Origin of the sequence: Scopulibacillus daqui, assembly GCF_016908855.1 — a bacterium.
Lineage (GTDB): Bacteria > Bacillota > Bacilli > Bacillales > Sporolactobacillaceae > Scopulibacillus_A > Scopulibacillus_A daqui.
Map to the genome: position 1 here is coordinate 64,409 of NZ_JAFBER010000001.1, position 25,086 is coordinate 89,494.

Here is a 25,086-nt window from a genome sequence, read left to right on the forward strand (position 1 = left end):
AAACAGCAAATAATAGAACAAAAAAGCGGTGAACCGTCTCATGTTGTCGGTTCACCGCTTTTTTTGGAGGTCAATTGCGGATACTGAGATCAGCTTGTTTCCATTCCAACCCTTTTAATTGAGACATGATACTTTACTGTAATATCAGCTTGTTTAAAGGCTGTCTTCCAATCAATTTTGTTATACATTGAAGGATAATACGATCTGACCAATGTACGAATACCGAGAATGTCGGAATTGAATGTTTGCAGCTTATGAACCATTTTATCTGATCTTTTTTCCATGACATATTCAACTCTTTTTTCCGCATTATATCTATTTTTATTGTTCACTAAATTAATTTTAGGCGTGGTTTCTATCACTTCACCGTCAACGTAAACATCAATCGTATCTTTTATTTGATGGCCGCGAAAAGAAATATGGTGTTTTCTTTTGACTTTAGAAGGCTGCAATGTCATTTGTTTGCCTTTTCCCATAGGAATGAACATTTCACCGGCATTTTGGCCCAAAGCCGCTCTTTGCCACTGAGCCATGTCGTATATATTTAAAAACCCGGCGAGATGTGTTCTTCTTCCTCCCGTAAATGTCCCGAGTCCGACAATTTTTACATCGGAGTCATTAATTTGTTTAATGGCAAGCATAAAAGGCTCTTTTGCTGAATTGATCCGGTCCATTTGAACGTTTGCGAACGTATTCGACGGGATATATTGAATTTGTTCATCACTTGTTATCATTTCCCGCAAATAAATTTTGGGAACTTGCTCTTCCGGCGGCTCAAATGTCTTTAATAATTTTTCCGCCGTTTCGTTTTTAATGATCAGAGGCCAAATTTGATTTTTTCTAATGACCGCCAATCTAAAGAAAGAATCAAATAAAGAAGGTGCTGGTTTTTTCACCAAGGGTTCACTGACAATTAAGACTCTAACATCTCCGAAAAACAAGCTTTGTTCCGCTTTCCATTGTAAATCAACAAGGGCTTGGGCTAATGAATTGGCCTCGGTAGAAATCACTTTAAAAGGTTTTCCTCCGCCTTGCGATTGGCTGCTGCCGCTGCCGTTTCCAAGGTTTTTCGGAAATGGAATTTCAATTGTTACTTTTAAAGGATATTTTTTGCCTTTGTCAACACCGATGGCTACGACCATGGCTCGCTTTTCAAGATCCTTTGCATCCCAACAGCCGCTTATAGTGATAAGAGCCAATAATAGCAGAAGACTAAGGAGGAACTTTGCTTTTAAATGTAAGAAGCGCTTTAATCGGCAGCAAAACAGCTTCGCTTTGTACGGGCATAATCTCTGAATGGCTTTCGTACGCCAATGGAAACAATGTCTTTGTCTATGCCTTTTGCGGTTTGCCGGACGGCAAGTTTTCTTTATCATTTTTAGTTCCTCCCTTACGTTTAGTTAAAACGGCAAGGAGCAAAAGAACAATAGGAATAAAGATTTCTGTAAATAAACCGATAACGCCAATAATGATTTCCCATCTATTAAAAGTGAAAATATTTTCCGACATTAATGTCACATAAATGACAATTGGAAAAGCGCATATTCCTAACCATCTGCGGGCTTTATTAGGATTCTTAAAATTAAACCATTGAATAATGGAAAAGCAAGTAAAGTAATAACTATTGCCGACAGTCGTAAAAATAGCCGCCACCCATATGCTGATAAAGGCCGGATCTAACCTCTCGATAACAGCTCCGGGTATCGTGGCCGTCTTTGCTAAATCATAGGTGGGCCACATTTCATTTTGGACGAGTTCATATCCGAAAACGGCAATGGTTACAGTAACAAGGCTGGTATAAAGAAGCCCGGTGATAGCGGCGCCTGACAGATTAGCCGCATAAATTTTTGACTTCTTATCTTTTCTCGTATAGGCCATTGTCAGGAAAATAATTGAGAACCCTTCAAATGAATAGAAGATATTAAAGCAGCTGGTTTTCAAAACTTCTTTCCAATTAAAATGAAACAAAGGAAGAAGGTTGGTCAGTTCGGCATTTTGCCACGATATTGCTACGATAATGATTAATGAAATTAACATGATCGGAAAGACCGTCTCATTAAACCGGGCAATGACCTCAAGTTCAAACCATATCATAAATAAAACGCCTAACATTAAAGCAATTAAAATAACGATAACCGGTGTATGCGGAAATATAGCGATTCGGATAAGTTCCGAAAATATCCGTGAAGAGATAATGACAAAGCCCATCCACATAGCAAGATAAGGCAATATAAAAATGATTGATACGATTTTATATAAACGTTTTTTGTTTGAACCAAATAATACGGTTGGAATAAAGTCAATAAAAGTATAGTTAGGAAAACGCAAAGTCAGCGTTGTGATAATAAAAACGGCGATGAGCGAAATAAGTGTGCCGATCAGAACCGGCAGCCAAGCTGTTTCATGGGCTGTTGATGATGCAAGCCGCGGCATTGTCAGCATACCGGTTGCGATTTGCGTACTGGAAATTAAAATCATGGATTGATAAGGGGAAATGACGTCTTTGCTTGCCAAATTATTTTTTAGCTGCCGATTTTGACTGGCCTGACTCGTTTGATTCTGATTTTGCTTTTGATTTTGCTTCTGATTTGTCATTGGTTTTCACATCTTTCTGATCCCTATGTTTATCATGAGGCTTTAAAAAAATGGGCCGCTTAATCATCCATGTTAACGGGGCGCGGAATACAACGTCCTTAAACGCTGACAAATGCAAAGGACTAAAAGGCGCGAAATAAGGCACACCGAATGATTTTAAAGAGTTAAGGTGAAGTATGACGACCAAAGTAAACAGCATAATGCCATAAAGACCAAGGAAAGCAGCGATTAACATCATTGGAAAACGAATCAAACGGATGGCAATGGCCCCGTTATAGCTCGGTGCCGTAAATGAACAAATTGCGGTAATTGAGACAACGATAACCATAAGCGGACTGACAAGACCTGCAGTAACAGATGCTTCACCGACAACAAGGGCACCAACAATGCCGATCGTCTGCCCGACTTTACCCGGCAGCCGAACGCTCGCCTCTCTTAATATTTCAATCGTGATTTCCATAAGCATGGCTTCGATAATAGTCGGAAACGGCACCGCTGATCGTCCAGCCGCCATCGCATACAACAGATTCGGCGGAATCATTTCCGGATGAAATGTTGAAAAAGCAATATAAAGCGATGGTGCGAACAGCGAGAAAAATAAACTGATAAAGCGAATGAACCGTAAAAATGACATAATCCAGACTCTTTCATAGTAATCTTCCGGACTTTGGAAGAAAGATGAGAAAACAGTCGGGACAATTAATGCAAAGGGTGATCCGTCCGCCAAAATAATGACTTTTCCTTCAAGAAGGTGTCCAACCGTCTTATCGGGACGTTCAGTATCTTGAATTTGTGAGAATGGCGACCATGTCGAATCCTCGATAAACTGCTCTATATATCCGCTGTCTAATATGCCGTCTGTTTTGATTTGATCCATGCGGCGATTCACTTCTGCTATGATTTTCTCATTGGCCAGCCCTTCTATATAAACAACGGCAACATCCGTCTGGGTCCGTTCGCCAATTTGATAAAATTTAATCCTCAAATCCGGATCCCTTAACTTTCGGCGGATTAATGCCGTATTAACAACAAGTGTTTCAATAAAACCTTCTCTAGGCCCCCTGATCGTTGTTTCGTTTTCAGGACTTTCAATAGATCGCATTTGCCACATGCGTGTATCCATAATTAAGGCATAGTTTATCCCTTCTACAAAAATGGCAGTTTGTCCCGACAAAACAGAATGCATCAGTGATTTGAATTTTTTATCCTCATTAATTTCACCGACATTTAAATCGTATTTTTTTAGAATATCTAAAAAACGGGCTTGATTTTCATTTTCAGGCAAGTCTACTTTACGGGTCTCGATCATTGCTGATTTTAAAATAAAGTTGTTGATGGTTTGGTCGTTGACGAGCCCTTCAATATATACAATGGCTGCTTTATGGACGGATTGCTTGCCGATCGTAAATCTGCGGATAATGACATCGCTGCTCTTCCCAGTAATTTGCTCTACTATAGAAAGGTTTTTTTCAAGGTCTTTATTAACGCTTTCTTTGATTTCATTGATTTTTAATCTTTCATATTCCTGTAAAATCTTTTTCTTTTTATGTTTGCGATGGATTTTAACTCCATTTGAAAATTCAACCACAGCGAAACCCCTCAATTTGTCTTTTGAATTGGCGAAATACAGCCTATTCGGCGCATCGGCCAATATGAAGCTTCGATCATGATATCTCTAGCCTCTGTCTGCACCTTTGGCTGGACAATCGGTAAGTTTTCTTTTATCTGGATGTTAGTTTTTGCTATGACTTGAATAAGTATGCAAAAAGAAAAACCCGCCGGCAGGCGGGCTGAACATATTATAGGAATCGCAGGCACAGGTATAAACCTATTAAAGTGACAAATAATGTTGGGATAGTTAAAATCATGCCGGTTCTAAAATAATAGCCCCAAGACATTTTAATTCCTTTTTTGGACAATACGTGCAGCCATAATAAAGTGGCCAGAGAACCAATCGGGGTCATTTTTGGACCCAAATCTGAGCCGATAACATTAGCATAGACAAGCCCGTCTTTAACAATGCCGGTTGTATGGGTTTGCGCGATGGCTAAGGCGTCTATCATGACCGTCGGCAAGTTGTTCATGATTGATGACAAGATCGCTGCAATAAATCCCATTGAAACGGTTCCGATAAACAGGCCGTGATCCGCAAGATCTTGAATAAGGTGGGATAACCCGTTTGTTAATCCAACATTTTTTAGACCATAAACGACAACATACATGCCGATAGAAAAGAAAACAATGTTCCATGGGGCGTCTTTAATGACTTGTCTTGTTGAGACAGCGGGGCTTGTTTTTGCCATGATTAAAAAGAAGACAGCAATGATACCGGCAATAAAAGAAACCGGAATGTGATAAGCCTCGCCGAAAAAGTAGCCGATTAAGAGCAATGCCAAAACAGCCCAAGAGAGGCGGAACATTCTTTGATCCTTAATGACTTTTGCCGGTTTTTTTAATTGGCTGAGATCGTAATTTTCAGGCAGGCTTTTTCTGAAAAAGAGATATAAAACGAGAATGCTTGCCCCAAAAGAGAAAATATTCGGTATAATCATGCGAGAAACATATTCGCCAAAACTAATATGGAAGAAATCGGCTGAAACAATATTCACTAAGTTGCTGACAATCAGCGGCAGTGAAGTGGTATCGGCAATAAAACCGCAAGTCATGATATAGGGGAGAATCATTTTCTTGCTAAACTTCAAAGCCCGTACCATTGATAACACAATAGGGGTTAAAATCAGCGCGCCGCCGTCGTTAGCGAAAAAGGCAGATACAAGCGCTCCGAGAGTCGACATATAAATAAACATCCTGATCCCTTTGCCTTTTGCCGCTTGTGCCATATGAAGAGCCGCCCATTCAAAGAAACCAATTTCATCGAGAATAAGCGAAATCATAATAATAGCTGCAAAAGTTAACGTCGCATCCCAAACAATCCCGGTAACAACGATGACATCACGAAAATGAACAACGCCGGCAATAAGGGCAAGGATGGCACCGCCGCATGCCGTCCAGCCAATGCCTAATCCTCTTGGCTTCCAGATAATGAAAATTAATGTTAAGAAAAAAATCAACAAGGCCAAAGTGACTGATAACAACCGTTTATCCTCCTATATTAATGATGGGATTCCTGCAACAGCGTAATTATAATATAGCATATCGCCGGCGTTATGATAGGTAAATGATTATTTGCTTTTTGGGCAAAATAATCTTTAAAAATCCCTGCCTGCAAGTGCTTGAAAAATAATAATGCTCATTGTATGATTTGTAAGTATGCAATAGGGCGGGCTGAGGGGTTATAACGAAAGAAGGCAAATAAGGAAGGTGTTTAACAGACTATTTCGTTTAAAAGAAAATCAGTCATCAGTCAAAACCGAGTTAATGGCAGGACTTGTTTCCTTTTTCACGATCGTTTATATCATTGCTGTTAATGCTTCCATACTGAGTGACGCGGGTATTCCGATGAGCGCGGGGATTGTTGCGACCATTCTCGTTGCGTTTGTCGGTTCCATGTTAATGGGGTTTTGGGCTAATGCGCCTATGCTCCTTGTTCCAGGGATGGGGATTAATGCATTATTCACTTATACGATCGTTCAATCAATGGGATTGAGCTGGAAAGAAGCATTGGCCGCTGTTTTTATCTCAGGGATTTTGTTTGCAATTATTGCCTTTACGTCCTTATCAAGAATCATTTCCAATGCGATTCCCCATTCTTTAAAGGAATCCATCGGGGTAGGCATCGGATTGTTTCTGGCGTTTATCGGATTGCAAAAAGGCGGCATCGTGGTCCCGAGTCAATCAATGTTTGTCCAATTAGGGCATTTTGGTGATCCGCATGTTCTGTTAACGATTGTGACCTTAATATTGACGCTGATTCTTTTTGCGCGCAACGTCCCTGGGAATTTGCTGATCGGAATCATTTCCGGAACCGTTCTTTCAATATTATTTGGTCAAACCGACCTTCATAAACTCGGTCAATCGGCTTTTTCCTTAAAGGACTATCAATCCGTTTTTGCCGGTTTGTCCTTTAAGCATATCACGTCATTCACTTTTTGGATGGCTGTCTTTTCGTTAACCCTTGTGACTTTGTTTGAAAATATTGGATTAACTCATGGTTTTATAAAAATGATTGATCAACCTGAGAAGTATGATAGGTCACTGCAAGCGACAGCGCTATCCGTTATCACTTGCGGATTGTTTGGAACAAGTCCGAGCGTTTCCACAGTCGAAAGCGCATCGGGTATTGCCTCGGGCGGAAGGACTGGATTGACGACGATTACAACGGGTGTCTTATTTTTAGGTTCTTTGTTATTCATCCCGTTTATTAAAATCATACCTGACACTGCCGTTGCTCCAGTGCTTATTCTTATCGGCGGACTGATGATCAGCGGTACAAAGAATATTAACTTTGCTGATTTTACTGAAGGATTTCCTTCATTTTTAATTATTGCGTGCATTCCGCTGACATCAAGTATTGTAGATGGGATCGCATTAGGATTTATTGCTTATCCGATTTTAAAAATAGCCAAAGGAAAAGCCAAAGAGGTTGCTGTGACACTTTATATCATAGCTGCACTATTTCTGATATATTTTATTTTTCAAGCATAAAAACTCGCCAGCTGGCGAGTTTTTGCTTTTTTTACCATTTGTAAACATGTAAAAAGCTATTTTCAAAATGAGCGTTTTGTACTATAATCATTATTGTTAAAAGCGAGGTGTAAGCGGTTACCAGATAAACTGTTTGTCATATCCGCAATCGTCTAGTGAAAAGTATCTATGATTTTCGTCACAGTCGTCATAGCCATAGGCGAAATAGATATGATGCAGCACACTTTAGATATGTGTGTAACCGATTACAGGATAGGTTGTTATAGTCAAGCTTCGGGATTCCATTAGGGCCTGTTCTTAATAGAATACGCACCGCTTGCAGCTAATCATTGTTTTAAGGTTTGTACCAGCCGTGTTTTCTTTATTATTCAATAGGGGGCTAATTGATGAAAATTGTCTATTTAATATTAAGTTTTTTGCTTGTTTTCATCATTGGATTTATATTCAGCAGTGATCGAAAGAAAATTAAAGCAAGACCAATTATAATCATGATTGTTTTGGAGTTTATTCTATCGTGGATTTTGTTAAATACGAAAGTAGGCATCGGGATTATTCACGTTATTTCCGACTGGTTCGGTGCATTAATGGGGACGGCCGTTCAAGGTGTTAATTTTGTATTCGGCGGTATGGAGAACAAGCCCGGCGCGACTTTCTTCTTAAATGTTTTATTGCCGATTATTTTCATTTCAATATTAATCGGCATACTCAATTATATTAAAGTGCTTCCATTAATTATTCGCTTTATTGGTTTTATACTAAGCAAGATCAATGGTATGGGAAAACTCGAAAATTACTATGCCATAACTGCCGCTGTCATCGGACAGTCTGAAGTGTGGCTGACAACAAAGAAACAACTGGGCTATCTTTCAAAGAAACGATTGTATACGTTATGTACGTCATCTATGAGTGCTGTCAGCATGACGATAGTTGGTTCATACATGCAAATTATCCAGCCAAAATATGTCGTTGTCGCCGTCGTCATTAATATTTTATCTGCATTGGTGATTGCGAACATCGTTAACCCGTATGAACTGGATAAAGAAGAGGATAAACTAATCACTGATGATACCGGTGAAAAGCCTGCTTTCTTTCAAATGGTCAGTGACAGCATTATGGATGGTTTTAAGGTTGCCGTTACTGTCGCGGCTATGTTAATTGGCTTTATGGCATTAATTTATTTTATCAATGATATATTTACATTTATTTTTCATATATCATTCCAAAAATTAATCGGTTATATTTTTGCGCCTGTTGCTTTCATCATGGGTGTGCCTAAGCAGGATATTGTCCAAGCCGGAAGTATTATGGCTACGAAATTAGTAACAAATGAATTTGTTGCTATGACAGACTTAAGGGAAATTGCCCATCATTTAACGAACAGAACAGTCGGTATTGTTTCTGTCTTCCTTGTCAGCTTTGCCAACTTCAGTTCCATCGGAATTATTACCGGATGCGTTAAAGCGCTCAATCCTGAAAAAGGGGACGTTGTGGCAAAGTTCGGCGGAAAATTGCTCTTAGGCTCAACGCTCGCTTCTATTTTATCGGCTGCCATCTGCGGCGTCTTTCTTTAAAACAATGTTTAAAAGTAAGACAACCGGTGAAGTGAAGCAGCTTCTTGAATATACTGGGTGACGAGAAACGGAGTTAATTCAGAGCGTTTTTCTTTAGCGAAATTCATCAATAAGGAGTCGTCCGTAATGAAAAACATTATTTTAGATGTAGATACTGGTATTGATGATGCACTGGCCATTGCGTATGCTGCAAATTCGCCGGAGTTGAATATTTTAGGCATTACAACAACATTCGGCAATACATCCGTTCCTGGAGCAACCAGAAATACGCTTGATCTGCTGCAAGTGCTTGGCGCTGACGATATTCCTGTCTTCCCGGGCGCTGAAAAAACTTTTGCAGGGCATGAACCGGCGGATAGAGCGACTTGGATTCATGGGGAAAATGGCATTGGCGAAGCTGTGCTGCCTGCCGCTGACAAACAGGCCGGGGATATGCCGGCTCATGATTTTATCATTTCAGCAGTCCATGAACACCCCAACGATATGTCTATTTTAACAACCGCAAACCTAGGCAATTTAGCCAGAGCGATTGAAAAAGATCCTGAAATTGTTCAATTGGTGACAGATGTGATTGTCATGGGAGGCGCTGTTACCGTACCGGGGAATATTACGCCATATGCGGAAGCAAATATTTATCATGATGCCGAAGCGGCGCAATTTGTTTTTCAATCCGGCATACCCATGACTCTTGTCGGATTGGATGTGACATTAAAGACTTTGCTCAAACGTTCTGTTATCGATGAATGGAAGGAAAAAGATACGCTTCTTTCACGTTCTTTAGCCCATATGTGCGGCTTTTATATGGATGCGTATGCTAAAGAAAACCCGAAATTAAATGGCTGTCCGCTTCACGATCCGCTTACTGTTGGTGCAGCGATCAACCCGGGATTTGTAAAGACAAAGCCGATGGCCGTTCATGTTAAAACAGAAAGCAAAGAGAAGGGCCAAACCATCGGTGAAGAAACGGAAAATGGCCATATTAAAGTTTGCCTGGATGTAGACAGCGGCCGTTTCGTCTCGCATTTCTTAAAACGTGTGGTATCATAATTGATCCGAGGAAAAGATCTTCATTAGAAAAAAATGGAGATCTTTTTTCTTCGGGTATTTAATAAACACAAAAATTCCGCCAATGTCCAATCATTTTTTCTGGGGAAGCATAGTATGTACTGTGAGGAGCAAGAAGCTATCTCAAACTTGTGTAAAGGAGCGATTGACGATATGGATGGATATGCTGGATACGGTGCTGGCTTCGCGTTAATCGTTGTTTTGTTTATCTTATTAATTATTGTCGGCACTGCTTACGTTTGGTAATCAGCGCCCGTCAATAAATCTATAAAAAGCCTTCGCTTTGATGAGCGAAGGCTTATTTTTATTTTTCCGCCGGGACAAAAGTTTTAAGCCGTGACTTAAGTTTGGAATAAATGGGTACAGTAATGATGGTTAAAACCATGCCTTTAAGTAAATTAAACGGCAGCACGGCAAAGACAACCAGCGTGAATAAACTGTGAATTTTATGGTTAATGCTTTGGCTCATGGCAATGGCTTGATCGGTTGTAAATCCAAGGAACAGAGCGTAGCTTGGGAATATAATGAAGTAATTGGCAAATGTCATGATGACAGACACAAATATTGTTGCAAAGATAAGGCCGTATATTAGAGAAGATGCGTTCTTTTTCTTTTTATAAAACCAAGTCCCCGCTATGATAAACAACGAACCAGCGATAAAGTTGGAAAATTCGCCAACTGGCACGCCTGTTAATGATCCTAAAATCAAATAATGCAAAAAGTTTTTCAAAGCTTCAATTAATACCCCCGCTGCCGGACCCAATAAAATTCCTCCGATCAGTGCAGGAATATCGCTGAAATCCATTTGCAAGAAAGCTGGAAAAATAGGCAAAGGAAAAGCAATGGCTTGAATTAAAACAGCAATAGCTGACAGCAATGAAATGGCTACTGTTTTTTTTAAAGACGTTTGATTCATCAGATCACCTCATTAATTTTAGATCAAGAGTCTGATGATAACGTTGGCACCCATCAAAAAATACCGCCTGAGGCATAAATTCCCCGGGCGGTATTTTATAATAGCACAGCTAAATAAGGTGAGCAGACATAAAAATAACTCAGCTCATCATCTTACCATACGTATCATCCTTCTCCCATCCAGACTTTACTGTCGGTTCTAGATTCTCACTAGATCCTGCCTTAACGGCTCGCGGACTTAGAGGTAGGCCTCATCACCGCCGGTCGGGAATTTCACCCTGCCCTGAAGGAACATCTTCAATATTAAATTCAATAATATTATATATGATGTTTAAACATAATGACAATCTTTTTGCATGGCTTTTAAACAAGGTATTTTTACCATTTATTTTTATGATTAAGAAAGGAGAATTGGAGAAAATAATGTCAAAACTGTTGACTAATGAAACATTATTGAATACATTATTAATATAACGGTTTTTCCCTAAGGCAACTTTTTTGTTCATGGATTATTTTTAGGTGGGGAGGAAACTTTTTATGAGCAGTAAAACATTGTCGCAGAATTACGATGTATCGAATGAAAAAGTGGATAACGAAGATAACGAAAAGGAAAAAAGACATAAGAATAATCGATCAGCGATGGCTGTATTAAGAGGGGATGTTAAAGGGATTAAGAGGCTTCTGCCGTTTCTTGGCCCGGCTTTTATTGCATCGGTGGCTTACATTGACCCGGGAAACTTCGCCACTAATATTACTGCAGGATCGCAATACGGCTACCTGCTTTTGTGGGTGATTGTAGTATCCAACTTAATGGCCGTCCTTATTCAATCATTATCTGCCAAATTAGGAATCGCTACAGGAAAAAACTTGCCGGAAGTTGCCAGAGAAAGATTTCCAAAAGGCGTTCGGATTTTTCTTTGGATTCAAAGCGAACTGGTTATAATGGCCACAGACTTAGCTGAATTTATAGGAGCGGCGCTTGGGGTTTATCTGTTATTTCATATTCCGATGATTGCGGCCGCTGTCATTACAGCGATTGCGTCTTTCGCATTGCTGGAATTACAAAGAAAAGGTTACCGCCCTTTAGAAGCGGGTATAACAACGATGGTATTTATTGTCGTATTAGCGTTCGTCTGCCAGGTTGTTCTCGCCAAACCTGATGCCATGTCAGTTCTTGAAGGGGCTCTAATTCCAAGGTTCGATGGTGTACAAACGGTGCTGCTTGCGACGGGCATCCTTGGGGCAACAGTGATGCCGCATGCTATCTATCTTCATTCCCACCTCACGCAAAATCGTGTTGTCGGCCGAAATGAAAAAGAAAAACGGCAAATTTTTAAATTTGAATTTATCGACATTGTCATTGCCATGCTTATTGCAGGAGCTATCAACATGAGCATGCTTATTGTTGGAGCGGCGCTTTTTCATAAACATGGCTTGCTTGTCAGCGATTTAGACGTTGCTTATGTTAAATTCGGGCAATTAGTCGGCCCTGTTTCTGCCATTTTGTTTGGCTTGGGTCTTTTGATTGCCGGTTTATCAAGTTCATCGGTTGGAACGATGTCCGGCGATGTGGTTATGCAAGGCTTTATTAAGAAACGCATTCCTATTTACGTGCGGAGATTAATTACTATGATACCTCCGCTCGCCATTATTGTTTTTGGCGTGAATACCACTTATGCGTTAGTCATGAGCCAAGTTGTCTTATCATTCGGCATTGCTTTTGCGCTTGTACCGCTGATCATGTTTACAAGCAATAAAAAGATTATGGGTGAACTGGTCAATCATAAATGGACAACAATCGCGTCTTGGATTGTCGCTGTACTTGTTATTTTGCTGAATTTATTTTTGTTAGTTCAAACAATATTTGGATAAAAAAACTCGCCGTCCCGGCGAGTTTTTTGCATAGCCTTATTTGACTGTTTGTTCGATATCGACATACCCCGCTCCGTAGATGTTCGGATTATCACCAAGTTTTTTTGCGCCTTTCATTAATAATTCTTTAGCTTCATCAGGGGTTAAACTGGATTGGCATTCAAGCAAGAGCGCAACTGATCCGGCGCAAATGGGGGTGGCCATAGATGTGCCTGATAATGAAAGATAATGCTTGTCAACCCTGCTGGATTTTTGTGTTTTATCAAGGAATGAGGATGGTGAACGAAGAGAAATAATATCTACTCCCGGCGCGACAATATCGGGCTTGTTAAGACCGTAAATGGTCGGTCCTCTGCTTGAAAATTTGGCTATGATATCATCATTAGTGTTATCGGTGTTTTTATCATCCATTGCGCCCACAGTAATGACTTTCCGGCTAAGTCCGGGACTTGAGATTGTCTTAGCATCAGGGCCTTCGTTTCCTGCTGCCACACAGACGACAATACCGCTGTCCCAAGCTTTGTCGACGATGCGTACCAAAGGATCGGATTCTTCCTTATCCATTTTTTGCGGTGAACCGCCTAACGACATGGATATGATATCAATTCTATGTTCGGGATGATCATCTTCGTTATAATCTATACACCATTGAACACCGTCAATAATAGTTGAAAGAGAGCCTGACCCTAATTTATTCAGCACTTTAACGCCGATGAGGTTTGCTTCCGGAGCCGGCCCCGCGTATTTGCCGTTGGAAGAAGCGCCGCTGCCTGCGGCGTCGCCTGCACAATGTGTTCCGTGACCGTTATCGTCATAAGGTTTTGTCTTGTTGCCAACAAAATCTTTAAACTCAATAATCCGGCCTTCCAAATCTTTGTGCGGATAAATCCCTGTATCAACAATCGCGATATTAACACCTTTACCAGTTAGTGTTGTATTATTCTTTTTAATGTTTTTGGCGTGGATGGTTGGAACAGCAACATTTAACAGTGCGTGAACTTCCCTGTCAAAATGGATCTTTTTAATGCTGTCACAAGAATGAAGCAGTTTTTCGATAGACAGAGGCGTTAATTCAGCGCTGCAGCAAGAGATTCTCGAGTAATGGTTTTTAATCTTACATTTTTTGTGAGTCTGAACAATTTTGTTGACCCCATCGATGCCTTTTAGAAAACATTTTTCATCGTGAAATTCGATAATAACAGGAATCTTCTTAGTTTTTTTAAGATGGGACTCAAGTTTTTTATGCAAAAAACAAGGGGTAAATTTGAACGGGCGGTATAAATGAACAAGCTGATTCCTTAATTCTCGGTCAAGACAATGCCCAAACTCCCGAACGAGTTTCACCATAGAAAATCCAAACAATTCCGACACTCCTATCATTCATACTTTACAAGTAATCTATGAAATCAAGGAGACAAGGGTAAGGGTGTTTAACACTTAATAGAAAAGAAAAGGTGATTGGACAGTGCCTTTTTTAAGAAGTGCGGGAGTGGGAGGCGGTTCTATCGGTATGACTGATATTCTGTTATTTTGATTCCTCTCTTTGCCAGACGTGGCATATATGGTAATTTATAATAGGGAATGATTTTTTAGCTATCTTAGAGAGGGGCAAATCCATTGAAACGTTTTAATAAATTCGATACATATATTTCTTCTGTATTGCAAGGGGTATTGAATGTCGTACTTATTCTCTTAGCTTTTGTTTTATCTATCTTTTTAATAGAAGAAACACTTTCATTTATTAAATATATATTTTGGGATACAAAGCATTCCTCTTATAAACTGACTGAGCGTATCATTGTTTATTTTTTATACTTCGAATTCATTGCATTAATTGTGAAATACTTTAAATCAAATTACCATTTTCCGCTGCGCTATTTTATTTATATTGGCATTACGGCCCTTATTCGCTTAATTATTGTGTCTCATGATAAGCCTTTTGAAACATTATTATATGCCGGGGCTATCTTCATTCTAGTTATGGCGCTGTATGTTGCTAATTTAAGGCTTTTAAAGAAAGATTAATGCAAATAAGGTATTGACATTCCTTGTTAATAATGATTCAATTTAATTAAGTTAATAGTCTGAAGTGTGTGAGATTTTGAGAAACCACATGAATTTCCTGTATAACAGGGCAATTTGTGTGGTTTTTTTTAATGAACCGCTTCAGAAGTTGATTAAATATATAGGAGGTCTATCGTATGAAAAAATGGACAACAGCATTCATTGTTTTTTTGTTAGCGCTTACCTTAATACCTTGGGCCGGCAAAGCGGAAACGCCGGGCGGCTTTTTATCAAAAGAGGGAAAACCCCCTTTGGGAGCTAATCAACCTTCTTGCAAACCAACTAAGGAACATCCTGAACCGGTGATACTCGTTCCAGGCACTTTCGAGAGAATGGATCTTAATTGGAATGGTCTTTCACCGGTACTGAAGTCAAAAGGCTATTGTGTTTATTCCTTAAATTATGGCTACAGCAAAGCGGGTTATTCTACAGGACCGATTGAAGATTCAGCAAAGGAATTGAAAGCGTTTATCGACAATGTCCTTAAACTTACAGGGGCGGACAAAGTCTCTATTGTCGGTCATAGCCAAGGGGGAATGATGCCGCGCTATTATATTAAATTTCTTGGCGGGGATAAAAAGGTTGATGATCTGGTCGGTATAGTGCCTTCCAATCACGGAACGAAAGGTTTTGCAGGACTTCCTGATCCGACCTGGACGACCGCTGATCTTCTTTCTTGTGCAGCCTGCAAACAGCAGAAGACTGGTTCAGAGTTTCTCAACAAGCTGAATAAAGGTAATGAAACCCCTGGGAAGGTGTCATATACAGTGATTGCCACTCGCAATGATGAGGTTGTTGTGCCTTATACGTCAGCTTTTCTGAAAGGTTCAAAACAACAAGTCAGCAATATTGCCTTGCAAGACTACTATCCTTCAGATAAATTTGAGCATCAGTTCATCCCTTATGATCCTCACGTCGATAAATTTGTATTAGATGCTTTAGCAAACAAAGGGCCGGCTGATCCGGAAAGGGCTGTTGGCGTCTTTCATTAAATGGGTTTAAAGGTCAGCTTTTGAGAGTTTTAACTTGTACAGGAGATGCAAGTCTGGACACGGGGCAAGCAGATTTTTCGCGGAATAACGCCAGCCGTGGGTGATAATGGCGTTTCCCTGAATACTCTGCCGGCCCCTATTTCACATTTTTAATATTATTTTGGTTATGAACAAATCTATGGCGGATTAAAGCTATGATAAAAAGGCACGCCGGAAAAATATACTTGGGGAACATGCCAAAAATATGATCTGAAGTAAAACTTTTAATCAGAGTCATAAGGTTAGGTGCAACCCAAACTTCCAAAAAGGCTAATGAAAATCCAATAGGCAAAACCAAGGGGCGGTAATCATTCAGCTTTAGCCATTGGGAAGTCCCCAGCGCCAATACATATATGAATAAAGTCATCTTAATAAACATGCCTAGAATCCAGATCGCCATAACAGCTGCTTCCACATGTTCTAAAAAGTTTGCAACGCTTATATAGCGGGCAACCATAATAAAAGGATAAAGAAACTTGTCTGTTATTTCTCCGAGGACAAAAACAATAGTCAGGCTGACTGTTGTTAATGTCAGAGTCGACATTAAGAGAGAGATGATGACAGATTTGACCGCCGTTTTTTTTGATTCACTGACAAAAGGCAGCAAAAAAGTAAGAATAAAGCTGTCTCCAAACCATGCTGAAGCTACGATTCCTCCTTTTAATGGGGGAATGAAGCCATTTTCCAAAACTGGAAATAAGTTTTGCATGTTAGCCTCAGATAAAATAAGGATAAGCATAAAAAGAAAAAGTACAACGATTACTGGGAAGAAAATCTGAGCGCAGCGTCCAATGACTTCAATACCGCTCAAAACAGCAAAAGAACATACAATAACCAAACTGCCTATCGTTACAATTTTGGGCGTGTGAGGGAAGAAGTTAACTGTTAACAAATTACCGTATTCTGCTAGATTGAATAATGATACATAAAAGATATAAAACAGGCAGATCAAACCAATGGCTTTTCCACCTAATGTTCCAAGAAGGCTCGTGCTATATTCGATTAAAGTTTTTTTAGGATAATGCTTATTTAAATAGAAGTATATGTAAATAAAAATTAAAAAAATAAACGAAGCAAAAAGATAAGAAACCCAAAGATCCTGTTTAGCGTATTTATAAGTGGAGCCAGGCAAAGAAATGACGCCTGTTGCGGTTTGAAGCTCAAACAGAAGAATCGCTAACTGCAGCGCTGAAATCTTTCCTTTTTCAAGCATGTCATCTTATCCTTTGTGTGACTTTTAAGGCGTATGCTTTATTATTTACTAAAGATGATCAAAAAATAAGGATAATATAAGCACTCATTAGCAAAAATCTTATCACAATGTGAAAGCCGTTTCCTCTTACTTATTAAGGGAAACGGCTTTTCTTTTTCAAATGATCAGCTTTTTAAGCAAATTAAGCGTTTTGACTTAACAATTTTTTTGCTTTTAAAAGCAGTATGCCTCTGCCTGCACATAAATTTCCTGCTATTAAAAATAAGATGCTGTCTGATATATGGTTTAATGTTTGTTGTATTGAACCTCCAAAGCTGTATTCAACCATTAAACGAAGAATAAAAACTACTATCCAGGGGATTAAAACGAGATAAGAACCTCTTGAATATATTTTGTTATGATCTGCATCCAGCCGCAAAGTGGTTGTTAAAGCACGGACCGACCCGACAACACCGCCAAAAATGAATAATCCAATAAATATTAAAATCATTACCAGGGTAAATTGTCTCGTTAGAAATATGTTTATAAGCAGGCAGAATACAATAACAGGCAAAATCCATATGTTTGCTAGTTTTAATTCCCTCTCTTTTAATTGGAGAATAATGATAATCATAAGGATGATTAAACTTAAATCATTCATATTGCTGTTCCTTTCCGAAAGGCGGTGATTTGAGTCTAAAGAACCGTTTGAACGATATCTAATCCGATGACATGAATATGCCTGCCTTCATGTTTTCGGATGATTCCTGGTGTGATCATTTAACGATGCCTTGACGCAATGCAAACACAACAGCCTGGGTACGGTCCTCAACATTTAATTTTTGAATGATGCGGTGTACATGTGTTTTGACGGTGCCTTGTGAAATATGGAGAATATCCGCAATTTCCGAATTCTGCCGTCCGTAAGCCATTTGCTGAAGTACATCAATCTCGCGTTCAGTTAAAGGTTCGGGAAGTTCAATCCGTTCAGTGCTGGATTCAATGCCCTTTTTATCGGCCATCACTTGCGCAAGCGCTTTGCTGGCTGTTGCTGTTCGGTAAATGGCTTGACCCTCGTAAACCCATCGAATGCCGTCGAGAAGCTCTTTAGTATCCGTATCTTTAAGCAAATATCCGGCAGCACCTGCACGAATCCCATCAAAGACATATTCTTGAATATCGAATGTAGTCAGCAATACCACCTTTATATTCGGCATTGATTGTAGAATAGCGGAAGCTGCCTCTATCCCGGTCTGATTTGGCATTTGTATGTCCATTAACACAACTTCTGGGCGGGAAGCTTTTGTTATTTTTACGGCTTCATCCCCATCAGAAGCTTCCCCAACCACCGCCATGTCAGGCTGCGCATCAATAATGTATTTTAGACCTTGACGGACAATCGGTTGATCATCTGCAAGCACAACGCGTATTTTTTGATTGACATCCATTTGCAGTTCCTCCATGAGTAAAGTCTAACTTAACTTGTCATTTCGTCAGTCGGATTCGGGGTCATGGGGAGCGTCGCTTCAATACGAAGACCGTGCGGTTCCTCCTGGGAAAACGTACAATTCCCTCCATATAAGCGGCAGCGCTCCATCATCCCTTGTAATCCAAAACCGGGTGTCAATGGTGCATTTTCTGTATAGTTGCCATTATCTGCTATCGTCAGAAAAATTTGATCATCATTTTCTTTAATGCGCACCGTAACCGACGTTGCGTTTGAATGGCGGAGAATATTGGTTAATGATTCCTGGAGAACCCGGTACAGAACAATACTGATTTCAATAGGCCATTCTGTCATTTCAGAGTCTTGAACAAAATCGAACTTTATGGACGAACGTCCTTGGATTTGTGATACAAGTCCTTTTAACGCTACGAGTCCAAGACCCATTTCATCGTTTGACCATTCCCTGACCGCCGTCCGCACCTCAGCCATTGCCTGCCGCGCTATTTGAAGCAGCTGTGAGATGGTTTCAGAAGCTTTTTTTGGATCGTCAGGAAGCATGATTTCAAGTGCTTGCAGCTGAACAATAAGAGAGGTCAGCTGGTGTCCAAGGCCATCATGAATTTCGCGGGAGAGCCGAGTTCGCTCCTCCAAGGCCGCATATCTCATAGAATGGACGGCCGCTTCTTGAAGTTCAGCGTGTGCTTCCTGTAATTCTTTATGTGCTTTGTTCAATTCTTGCAGCCGCAATTGATTCATTCGATAGGCGTCCTGTCGAATCATGTAAATGAGTATTCCCACGAATACACCTACCAAAATAAACAGTGTTTTGAAGGAAAACGGGTATGAAATGAAAAGAATGACTGCAATTGTGATTGAGGCGAGGGCAATAGATAGACGGCTGTATTTGCCGTAAACCGTCGCCAAAATCCAGACTAATGGCCATAGCAGAACGGGATCAGATACGCTGTACATAATATGCAGGACTAGCGCCGCAGCAATAATCATTAATGAAATTGCGGCGTACTTTATTCCGTTCCACCATGTTTCCCGAACCCAAAGCAAAACGATATACAGAAACAGAACCAACGAGCATCCAACAATGACTGCAATATCTTGGTCTGTATATTCGCGGTAATAAATGAATACGAGAGCGATCGTTCCGATGATTCTAATCAACCGGACATCTACATCAAAAGACAAAATTATCACCTCCTCCCGAAAATCAATACGGATTGTCGTTTTTGCCTGGTTATTGTATCAAACAAAGGATGCCCTTTCCCTCTATCTATAGATATATTTAAGCGTAACAAATCAATCTGCAGATAGACGATGGAAATGGTTATAGCTGTTATAGTTTGGATAGAGGCATTAAGCTAAAAAAGATAAAAAACGTTTATTATGAGCTAATGGCTCCGCTAAGTGCCGCATATTGACTATCTGGCGCCCGCCCCAATATGTTTTTTTCGGCTGCCCCGGTTCCTTAAGCAAGTCTGGTTATGTGGATATATTTTACCATGTATCATATCATTTTAAATCTATCTCCTGATAGAGAAAGACAGATTGAGAATTCAATCCATAGGCAGACGGAAATAGAGCGTTTTTGCAGTCACCTTAACTTGTCTGGGAACGATATCCGTAAGGAATGCATGCTATAACGGCAGTATTCTCAGAGAACCAAGGCTTAAAACGGAAAAAGAATATTAAATCGGGGTGAGCTGTATGATCATCATGTTACTTTTAAGGATTCTAAAAAGCATAACAGGAAAAGCGTAAAGGAGAGGATTTGAAAATGAGGATAATAAAAGGCCCGATTGAGAAAGAAGAACGTCTTAACCCTTTTCCATGGTATAAAAAAATGCGCCAAGAGTCGCCGGTCTTCTTTAATGAAGCGCAAGTTACGTGGGATATCTTCACGTATGATGAAGCCATTAAAATCTTGCGTGACCACGATACGTTTTCATCGGTCCGTCGACCGGAGGAAATGGAAAAATCCAGTATATTAAGTATGGACAGGCCAAGACATACCGAATTGCGCGGGATTATTAGTCGCGCTTTTACCCCAAAAGCCATATCAGATTTAGAACCGCGGATTCAGGAAATTGCCAGCGAATTGCTTGATAGTGTAGAAAATCAGCACCAAATGGACATTGTCAAAGATTTGGCTTATCCCTTACCGGTCATTATCATCGCGGAACTCCTGGGGGTGCCTTCTGAAGACCGTGAACAATTCAAACGCTGGTCTGATTTGCTCGTGGAAGGACCAAGGGACATGAATCCAGAAACCATTCAGCGTTTAAAACAACGCAAGTTACAAGGGCGAATGGAGCTGGAAGAATATTTTGCCGGCGTTATTGAACAGCGCAGGAAAGAACCGCGTGAAGATCTCATAAGCGCATTAATAGCGGCAGAAATTAACGGCTGTCATTTGACCGTGCAAGAAATTATAAATTTTTCTATATTGCTGTTGGCTGCAGGCAATGAAACCACAACAAATTTGATTACAAATGCTTGTCGATGTTTTCTTGAACACCCGGCAGCACTTAATGAAATACAGCAGGATTTTCGTTTGATTCCCCCTGCTCTTGAAGAGGTTCTCAGGTACTATTCGCCGGTTCAAGCGACCAGCCGAATAGTTAAGCAGGACACTGAATTTGCAGGCCGGCTTTTACAGGCGGGCGAGCAAGTAAATGTTTGGATAGGATCGGCTAATCGAGATGAGCGGGTGTTTGCCGATCCGGAACAATTCGATATACATCGAACGCCTCATCAGCACCTTGCGTTTGGAAAGGGCATTCATTTTTGTATTGGCGCTCATCTAGCACGTTTAGAAGCCAAAATTGCGTTTGAAGCGCTGTTTGAACGATTTGCGGAATTCCAGCTGGTGCCGTGTGAATTAGAACCTATTATCAGCGGATTTGTCTATGGTTTAAAAGCATTGCCGGTAGAAATGTCCAAACGTTAGAAGCCTATTCATCGGGTCCACGATATGGATCTGAAAGCGTTTGTTTTCTTAAACTTGTTAAGGAGAGAAAAGGAGGAACCATCATGGCTTTTGTCATAACCTCGCCTTGTAAAGATGAGAAAGCCGCGGAATGCGTTGAAACTTGTCCAGTTGATTGTATCCATGAGGGAGATGACATGTATTATATCGACCCCGATTCGTGCATCGACTGCGGGGCTTGTGAAGCCGTATGTCCGGTTGAAGCGATTTACGCTGATGATGAAGTGCCGGTTGAAGAACAAAAATTTATTCAGTTGAATAAAGATTTTTTTAAATAAATATCCACCGTTAAGAGAGGCTGTTCCAAAAGTTAGGCAACTGATTTTTGGGAGCCTTTTTTATTGCTCTCGGAGAAAGAGGGAGACGCCGTCAAAGCACACGATGATGTTCTTCAGCAATAGCACCGCAGAGACAAATCCGTTCCTATATTAGACGGAAAAAAGAGGCAGGCCTCATAAATAAAAAGGCCGCCTCGATGACTTTACCAATCAATATCAATTTTATAGGGAATAGGATCCTTTGCGCCGGCTTCCTTAAATCCTTTAATCCTTAATTGACAGCTGTCGCAGACACCGCAAGCTGCTTCTTCGCCGTTATAGCAAGACGTTGTCAGTTCATAAGGAACATTGAGCTTTGTGCCGGCTTTTACGGTTTCGGCTTTGTTGAGATGCATAAGCGGTGCTTTAATGTCGATGCGATGATCTGTAACGCCGGCTTTAGTTGCCAGATTAATCGTTTCATTCATGCTGTTAATAAATTCTGGGCGGCAGTCAGGGTAGCCGCTGTAATCAACTGATGAAACGCCGATGTAAATGGCTTCGGCGCCAATCACTTCCGCATAGGCGCTCGCCAAAGATAAGAAAATCATGTTGCGGGCCGGGACATAAGTGACAGGAATCCCTTCTTCGCCATTTGCTTCCGGCACTTTAATCGTTTTATCCGTGAGGGCGCTGCCGCCAATTTGATTAAAGAATTGGATATCAACAATCCGGTGATCTTTTACTTGATAATGTTCAGCTACTTTCTTCGCTTGTTCAACTTCGCGATCATGGCGCTGGCCATAGCTGAAGGTCATCGGGTAAAGGTCATAGCCTTCATTTTTCGCTATTCCCATACATGTCGTGCTGTCCAGACCGCCGCTTAATACAATAACAGCTTTCTTCGTCATTTTATACACCTCTTTGATTTGGATCCCAAATGATTTTGTGCAGCTGCATGCTGAGTTTGGCATGAGGCATCGGTTCTTCCAGGATTTTTTCGACAAGCCGTTGAGGCGGCATCGTCTCCCAAACCGGACTGAGAAGAATCTGGCCTTCTTTGTGATATTCATTAATCACTTTTTTTGCAAAGGAAAAATCTTCGTCGCTGCCGATGACAAATTTCACTTCATCTTGCGGTCTTAGGCAATCAAAATTTGAGTGAATCATTTTCTTTGTTTCTCCGGAATCAGGCAGCTTATAGTCCATGACATACCGGACTTTATTCATCCATTGCGGATGGTTCCGGCGAAGTTTTTCGAACGGTTCCAGATCAATGGCGCCATTTGTTTCAATATGAATATCAACGATCTGATCCATATCGGCCATCGCTTGAATAAGGGCCGCCGATTTTATTCGATGAATCAGCGGTTCGCCGCCTGTGAAACAAATCCGCCGGCTTGAATACGATGAAATCTTTTCAATGATTTCATCAATGGCCGCTTCAAAAGCGGGTTTTTCAGGCGCATAGCTGTACGGCGTATCACACCATGTGCATCTTAAATTACAATGGAAGACACGGACAAAAACGGTTGGAAAACCTTGTCCCATCCCTTCGCCTTCAACGGTTTCAAAAATCTCTACCATCGGCAATGTCCATTGGCCGTATTCCTCTCTTGACGGCAGTGTCCAGTTTGTTTTACTCATCATCTGCCATCATCCATTCTCTTTTTATCGTTGCAGAGCTCGTTGGGGTTTCGAACAATGTCAGTTCTTCCAGACGATGGCCCGCTTCTTTTAGCCCTATCGCTTCCATTTCTTTATCTAAAGCTTCCCACATCCAGACAACCATATTTTCCGCAGTGGTATTCATTGGAGGCAAAACTTCATTAAGGTAGCGGTGATCGAGTTTTTCTTCTATCGCTTTTTTGAAAAGCGTTTTGATGTCGCCAAAGTCTACAGCAATACCTATATCATTTAAAAAGCCGCTGATTGTAATCATTAATTTGTAAGTATGGCCATGCATACTTTTGCATTTTCCTTCATAACAGTGTAGATGATGGGCCGCATCAAAGGTGAATTGTTTGGTCACAGCGACGCGTTTGTGATGATATTTTAATTGATGGCGTTTGATATCAACGTCAATTTTTTGGACCTTATGAGGTATTTCAAACATAAAAAAAATCTCCCTTGAAAATTTTTTCAAACACGCATTCAAACATATGAAGCGTATACGGGGAGAGCGAAAATATATAATTTCTTCCTAAAAAGCGGGGAAGAATAGACTATTTATTTACGCTCCCTAGTTTTGTTTAATGAGGGGCGGGAATTTCGAACCCTCACAGTTGCAGAAAAAAATCGCTGGCACTGCGCCCTAATGCGATGTACCTAAATGATATTTTCCTTGCGTACAAAGATGTATTATACCAAATAAATAAGTTAAAGAAAACTCATGCTAAAATATTAAACTTCTGGATGATGATATGGATTCGATAGTGAAAAACACCAAAGTCTTTCCGAAAAATTATAATTAAGAGATTGACATGTAAAGGACGGTGTATCATGACCTTAACAAACAAATGCATTTCAATCGGCGATGCGGCGGTTGAATTTATACCTGTTGATGAAAAGAATGGATTAAAAGATGCACAGCATTATGAGCGGGAGGCTTCCGGCGTGGCCGCTTTAACTGCGGCGGCTGTCGCTGTCATGGGCGCAAAATGCCAAATGGTCGGCAAAACCGGCAACGATGCTTTTGGCGAGTTCCTCATCGAAACGCTTAAATCTAATGGTGTGGATGTCAATTATTTTTCACAAACGCCAAAAGCAAATACAAGTGTCAGCTTTATTTCTGCTGATGATCGGGAAACTATTTTTTTTAGAGAGTCTTCTGCAGACATGCTGCTAAAATCTGAAGATATTCATTCCCATTGGTTTGAGAAAGGTGATGTTCTCTTTTTCAGTTCTATGCCATTAATCAAAAATACATCGAGAGCAGCGCTCGAAACGGCTATTAATCTGGCAGGAAGAAATGGATGCATGATTACATTTGCTCCGCGGTTATCTGTAAAACACTGGCCAAATGAGACCATTACGCGGGAAACGATTCTCCATTTTATTCCTCACTCGCATATTCTCATTTTAGATGAAGACGAATGCCGTTTTCTGACAAACAAAACGGATGAATATGCCGCTGCGAAACAGCTTTTTACCGGGAAAACCAAACTGTTAATAATAAAAAAAGGAAAGCAAGGGCTGACTTATGTCACTAGAAGAGAACGGGGCCACATTGATTACCTTTTAGAAACGGTCAATCCTATCGGTGCAGGAGAGGAGGCTTTTATCGGCAGTCTCATTTATGAATGTCTTCGTAAAGAAATAACGCCTGAAACGATAAATGAAGTGATATATGATCGGATCGTATTAGAAGATTTGCTGTTAAAGGCGCTGGCTTCAAAGTGGGCGGTTTGCAAAGAAAAAGGAAAACTCAGCGCTCTTCAAGCGCTGAAAGGACTGGTAAAATAATCTATG

Annotated in this window: 24 protein-coding genes and 1 riboswitch; of the genes, 10 read left to right on the forward strand and 14 right to left on the reverse strand. The window is 40.5% G+C overall.

Annotated features, from left to right (window positions below):
• Positions 1-89: 89 nt before the first annotated feature.
• From JOD45_RS00350 to JOD45_RS00365, 4 genes are all read right to left on the reverse strand, one after another.
• A complete protein-coding gene (locus JOD45_RS00350) occupies positions 90-1,376 on the reverse strand; it encodes a Ger(x)C family spore germination protein (RefSeq protein WP_205001816.1) in 1,287 nt (428 codons plus the stop codon).
• A complete protein-coding gene (locus JOD45_RS00355) occupies positions 1,333-2,595 on the reverse strand; it encodes a GerAB/ArcD/ProY family transporter (RefSeq protein ID WP_205001817.1) in 1,263 nt (420 codons plus the stop codon). Before JOD45_RS00355 ends, JOD45_RS00350 begins: the two co-directional genes overlap by 44 nt.
• A complete protein-coding gene (locus JOD45_RS00360) occupies positions 2,516-4,183 on the reverse strand; it encodes a spore germination protein (RefSeq protein ID WP_338056000.1) in 1,668 nt (555 codons plus the stop codon). Before JOD45_RS00360 ends, JOD45_RS00355 begins: the two co-directional genes overlap by 80 nt.
• 211 nt (positions 4,184-4,394) lie before the next feature.
• Positions 4,395-5,690, reverse strand: a complete 1,296-nt coding sequence (locus tag JOD45_RS00365; protein WP_205001818.1) for an arsenic transporter — start codon at positions 5,688-5,690, stop codon at positions 4,395-4,397.
• Positions 5,691-5,907: 217 nt separating this feature from the next.
• On the opposite strand from JOD45_RS00365, the gene JOD45_RS00370 reads away from it, so the two are divergent.
• From JOD45_RS00370 to JOD45_RS16915, 4 genes are all read left to right on the forward strand, one after another.
• The gene (locus JOD45_RS00370; protein ID WP_338056010.1) at positions 5,908-7,200 is read left to right on the forward strand and encodes an NCS2 family permease; all 1,293 of its coding nucleotides are present in this window, start codon (positions 5,908-5,910) and stop codon (positions 7,198-7,200) included.
• 386 nt (positions 7,201-7,586) lie between these two features.
• Complete coding sequence (locus JOD45_RS00375; protein WP_205001819.1) at positions 7,587-8,771, forward strand: NupC/NupG family nucleoside CNT transporter; 1,185 nt, start codon at positions 7,587-7,589, stop codon at positions 8,769-8,771.
• 126 nt (positions 8,772-8,897) lie between these two features.
• Positions 8,898-9,818 carry a nucleoside hydrolase gene (locus JOD45_RS00380; protein WP_205001820.1) on the forward strand — a complete coding sequence of 307 codons (921 nt, stop codon included), beginning with the start codon at positions 8,898-8,900 and terminating at the stop codon, positions 9,816-9,818.
• A gap of 171 nt (positions 9,819-9,989) precedes the next feature.
• Positions 9,990-10,082 carry a YjcZ family sporulation protein gene (locus JOD45_RS16915; RefSeq protein ID WP_205002167.1) on the forward strand — a complete coding sequence of 31 codons (93 nt, stop codon included), beginning with the start codon at positions 9,990-9,992 and terminating at the stop codon, positions 10,080-10,082.
• Positions 10,083-10,140: 58 nt separating this feature from the next.
• Here JOD45_RS16915 and JOD45_RS00390 read toward each other — a convergent pair whose 3' ends face one another.
• Positions 10,141-10,755, reverse strand: coding sequence for an ECF transporter S component (locus JOD45_RS00390; protein WP_205002168.1), 615 nt, complete (start codon positions 10,753-10,755; stop codon positions 10,141-10,143).
• A 160-nt stretch (positions 10,756-10,915) separates the two neighbouring features.
• Positions 10,916-11,046: riboswitch (FMN riboswitch) on the reverse strand.
• Positions 11,006-11,257 (reverse strand): hypothetical protein, encoded by a 252-nt coding sequence (locus JOD45_RS00395; RefSeq protein ID WP_205001821.1) that lies wholly within the window; start codon positions 11,255-11,257, stop codon positions 11,006-11,008. (Overlaps the previous riboswitch by 41 nt.)
• Before the next feature lie 31 nt (positions 11,258-11,288).
• Between JOD45_RS00395 and JOD45_RS00400 the strand changes: the two genes are divergently transcribed.
• Complete coding sequence (locus JOD45_RS00400) at positions 11,289-12,623, forward strand: Nramp family divalent metal transporter (protein ID WP_205001822.1); 1,335 nt, start codon at positions 11,289-11,291, stop codon at positions 12,621-12,623.
• 36 nt (positions 12,624-12,659) lie between these two features.
• Here the strand turns inward: JOD45_RS00400 and JOD45_RS00405 are convergent, their stop codons facing one another.
• Positions 12,660-13,985 (reverse strand): S8 family peptidase, encoded by a 1,326-nt coding sequence (locus tag JOD45_RS00405; RefSeq protein ID WP_205001823.1) that lies wholly within the window; start codon positions 13,983-13,985, stop codon positions 12,660-12,662.
• A 255-nt stretch (positions 13,986-14,240) separates the two neighbouring features.
• Between JOD45_RS00405 and psiE the strand changes: the two genes are divergently transcribed.
• Together psiE and JOD45_RS00415 are read left to right on the forward strand one after the other, a co-directional pair.
• Positions 14,241-14,648, forward strand: coding sequence for a phosphate-starvation-inducible protein PsiE (gene psiE / locus JOD45_RS00410; protein WP_205001824.1), 408 nt, complete (start codon positions 14,241-14,243; stop codon positions 14,646-14,648).
• 176 nt (positions 14,649-14,824) lie between these two features.
• On the forward strand, positions 14,825-15,679 hold the full coding sequence (locus JOD45_RS00415) for an esterase/lipase family protein (protein ID WP_205001825.1): 855 nt from the start codon (positions 14,825-14,827) through the stop codon (positions 15,677-15,679).
• Between the two features lie 136 nt (positions 15,680-15,815).
• On the opposite strand, the gene JOD45_RS00420 is transcribed toward JOD45_RS00415, so the two are convergent.
• The 4 genes from JOD45_RS00420 to JOD45_RS00435 all read right to left on the reverse strand — a co-directional run bounded on the left by JOD45_RS00420 (position 15,816) and on the right by JOD45_RS00435 (position 19,566).
• Positions 15,816-16,931 (reverse strand): GerAB/ArcD/ProY family transporter, encoded by a 1,116-nt coding sequence (locus JOD45_RS00420; protein WP_205001826.1) that lies wholly within the window; start codon positions 16,929-16,931, stop codon positions 15,816-15,818.
• A 181-nt stretch (positions 16,932-17,112) separates the two neighbouring features.
• Entirely contained in the window at positions 17,113-17,571 is a 459-nt protein-coding gene (locus JOD45_RS00425) for a DUF1453 family protein (RefSeq protein ID WP_205001827.1), read from the reverse strand.
• Between the two features lie 115 nt (positions 17,572-17,686).
• Positions 17,687-18,358 carry a response regulator transcription factor gene (locus JOD45_RS00430; protein ID WP_205001828.1) on the reverse strand — a complete coding sequence of 224 codons (672 nt, stop codon included), beginning with the start codon at positions 18,356-18,358 and terminating at the stop codon, positions 17,687-17,689.
• Positions 18,359-18,387: 29 nt separating this feature from the next.
• Entirely contained in the window at positions 18,388-19,566 is a 1,179-nt protein-coding gene (locus JOD45_RS00435) for a sensor histidine kinase (protein WP_205001829.1), read from the reverse strand.
• 580 nt (positions 19,567-20,146) lie between these two features.
• Between JOD45_RS00435 and JOD45_RS00440 the strand changes: the two genes are divergently transcribed.
• Both JOD45_RS00440 and JOD45_RS00445 read left to right on the forward strand, forming a co-directional pair.
• Positions 20,147-21,319, forward strand: a complete 1,173-nt coding sequence (locus JOD45_RS00440) for a cytochrome P450 (RefSeq protein ID WP_205001830.1) — start codon at positions 20,147-20,149, stop codon at positions 21,317-21,319.
• Between the two features lie 83 nt (positions 21,320-21,402).
• Positions 21,403-21,636 carry an indolepyruvate ferredoxin oxidoreductase subunit alpha gene (locus tag JOD45_RS00445; protein WP_205001831.1) on the forward strand — a complete coding sequence of 78 codons (234 nt, stop codon included), beginning with the start codon at positions 21,403-21,405 and terminating at the stop codon, positions 21,634-21,636.
• 203 nt (positions 21,637-21,839) lie between these two features.
• Here JOD45_RS00445 and queC read toward each other — a convergent pair whose 3' ends face one another.
• From queC to queD, 3 genes are read right to left on the reverse strand one after another with little or no spacing between them, the layout of a single operon-like run.
• Positions 21,840-22,526, reverse strand: a complete 687-nt coding sequence (gene queC / locus JOD45_RS00450; protein ID WP_205001832.1) for a 7-cyano-7-deazaguanine synthase QueC — start codon at positions 22,524-22,526, stop codon at positions 21,840-21,842.
• 1 nt (position 22,527) lies between these two features.
• The gene (locus JOD45_RS00455) at positions 22,528-23,265 is read right to left on the reverse strand and encodes a 7-carboxy-7-deazaguanine synthase QueE (protein ID WP_205001833.1); all 738 of its coding nucleotides are present in this window, start codon (positions 23,263-23,265) and stop codon (positions 22,528-22,530) included.
• A complete protein-coding gene (gene queD / locus JOD45_RS00460) occupies positions 23,255-23,731 on the reverse strand; it encodes a 6-carboxytetrahydropterin synthase QueD (RefSeq protein WP_205001835.1) in 477 nt (158 codons plus the stop codon). Before queD ends, JOD45_RS00455 begins: the two co-directional genes overlap by 11 nt.
• Positions 23,732-24,117: 386 nt before the next feature.
• On the opposite strand from queD, the gene JOD45_RS00465 reads away from it, so the two are divergent.
• Positions 24,118-25,080: a carbohydrate kinase family protein gene (locus JOD45_RS00465; protein ID WP_205001836.1), complete on the forward strand. Its 963-nt coding sequence runs from the start codon at positions 24,118-24,120 to the stop codon at positions 25,078-25,080.
• Positions 25,081-25,086 lie beyond the last annotated feature (6 nt).

Excerpts from the sequence above, each read along its gene's own strand:
- JOD45_RS00440 (WP_205001830.1), top strand. The coding sequence starts at position 20,147 with ATGAGGATAATAAAAGGCCCGATTGAGAAAGAAGAACGTCTTAACCCT.
- JOD45_RS00375 (WP_205001819.1), top strand. The coding sequence starts at position 7,587 with ATGAAAATTGTCTATTTAATATTAAGTTTTTTGCTTGTTTTCATCATT.
- JOD45_RS16915 (WP_205002167.1), top strand. The coding sequence starts at position 9,990 with ATGGATGGATATGCTGGATACGGTGCTGGCTTCGCGTTAATCGTTGTT.
- JOD45_RS00355 (WP_205001817.1), bottom strand. The coding sequence starts at position 2,595 with ATGACAAATCAGAAGCAAAATCAAAAGCAAAATCAGAATCAAACGAGT.
- JOD45_RS00400 (WP_205001822.1), top strand. The coding sequence starts at position 11,289 with ATGAGCAGTAAAACATTGTCGCAGAATTACGATGTATCGAATGAAAAA.
- JOD45_RS00445 (WP_205001831.1), top strand. The coding sequence starts at position 21,403 with ATGGCTTTTGTCATAACCTCGCCTTGTAAAGATGAGAAAGCCGCGGAA.
- JOD45_RS00415 (WP_205001825.1), top strand. The coding sequence starts at position 14,825 with ATGAAAAAATGGACAACAGCATTCATTGTTTTTTTGTTAGCGCTTACC.
- JOD45_RS00465 (WP_205001836.1), top strand. The coding sequence starts at position 24,118 with ATGACCTTAACAAACAAATGCATTTCAATCGGCGATGCGGCGGTTGAA.
- JOD45_RS00430 (WP_205001828.1), bottom strand. The coding sequence starts at position 18,358 with ATGGATGTCAATCAAAAAATACGCGTTGTGCTTGCAGATGATCAACCG.
- JOD45_RS00420 (WP_205001826.1), bottom strand. The coding sequence starts at position 16,931 with ATGCTTGAAAAAGGAAAGATTTCAGCGCTGCAGTTAGCGATTCTTCTG.
- queC (WP_205001832.1), bottom strand. The coding sequence starts at position 22,526 with ATGACGAAGAAAGCTGTTATTGTATTAAGCGGCGGTCTGGACAGCACG.
- JOD45_RS00380 (WP_205001820.1), top strand. The coding sequence starts at position 8,898 with ATGAAAAACATTATTTTAGATGTAGATACTGGTATTGATGATGCACTG.
- JOD45_RS00350 (WP_205001816.1), bottom strand. The coding sequence starts at position 1,376 with ATGATAAAGAAAACTTGCCGTCCGGCAAACCGCAAAAGGCATAGACAA.
- JOD45_RS00425 (WP_205001827.1), bottom strand. The coding sequence starts at position 17,571 with ATGAATGATTTAAGTTTAATCATCCTTATGATTATCATTATTCTCCAA.
- JOD45_RS00395 (WP_205001821.1), bottom strand. The coding sequence starts at position 11,257 with ATGAACAAAAAAGTTGCCTTAGGGAAAAACCGTTATATTAATAATGTA.
- JOD45_RS00455 (WP_205001833.1), bottom strand. The coding sequence starts at position 23,265 with ATGATGAGTAAAACAAACTGGACACTGCCGTCAAGAGAGGAATACGGC.
- queD (WP_205001835.1), bottom strand. The coding sequence starts at position 23,731 with ATGTTTGAAATACCTCATAAGGTCCAAAAAATTGACGTTGATATCAAA.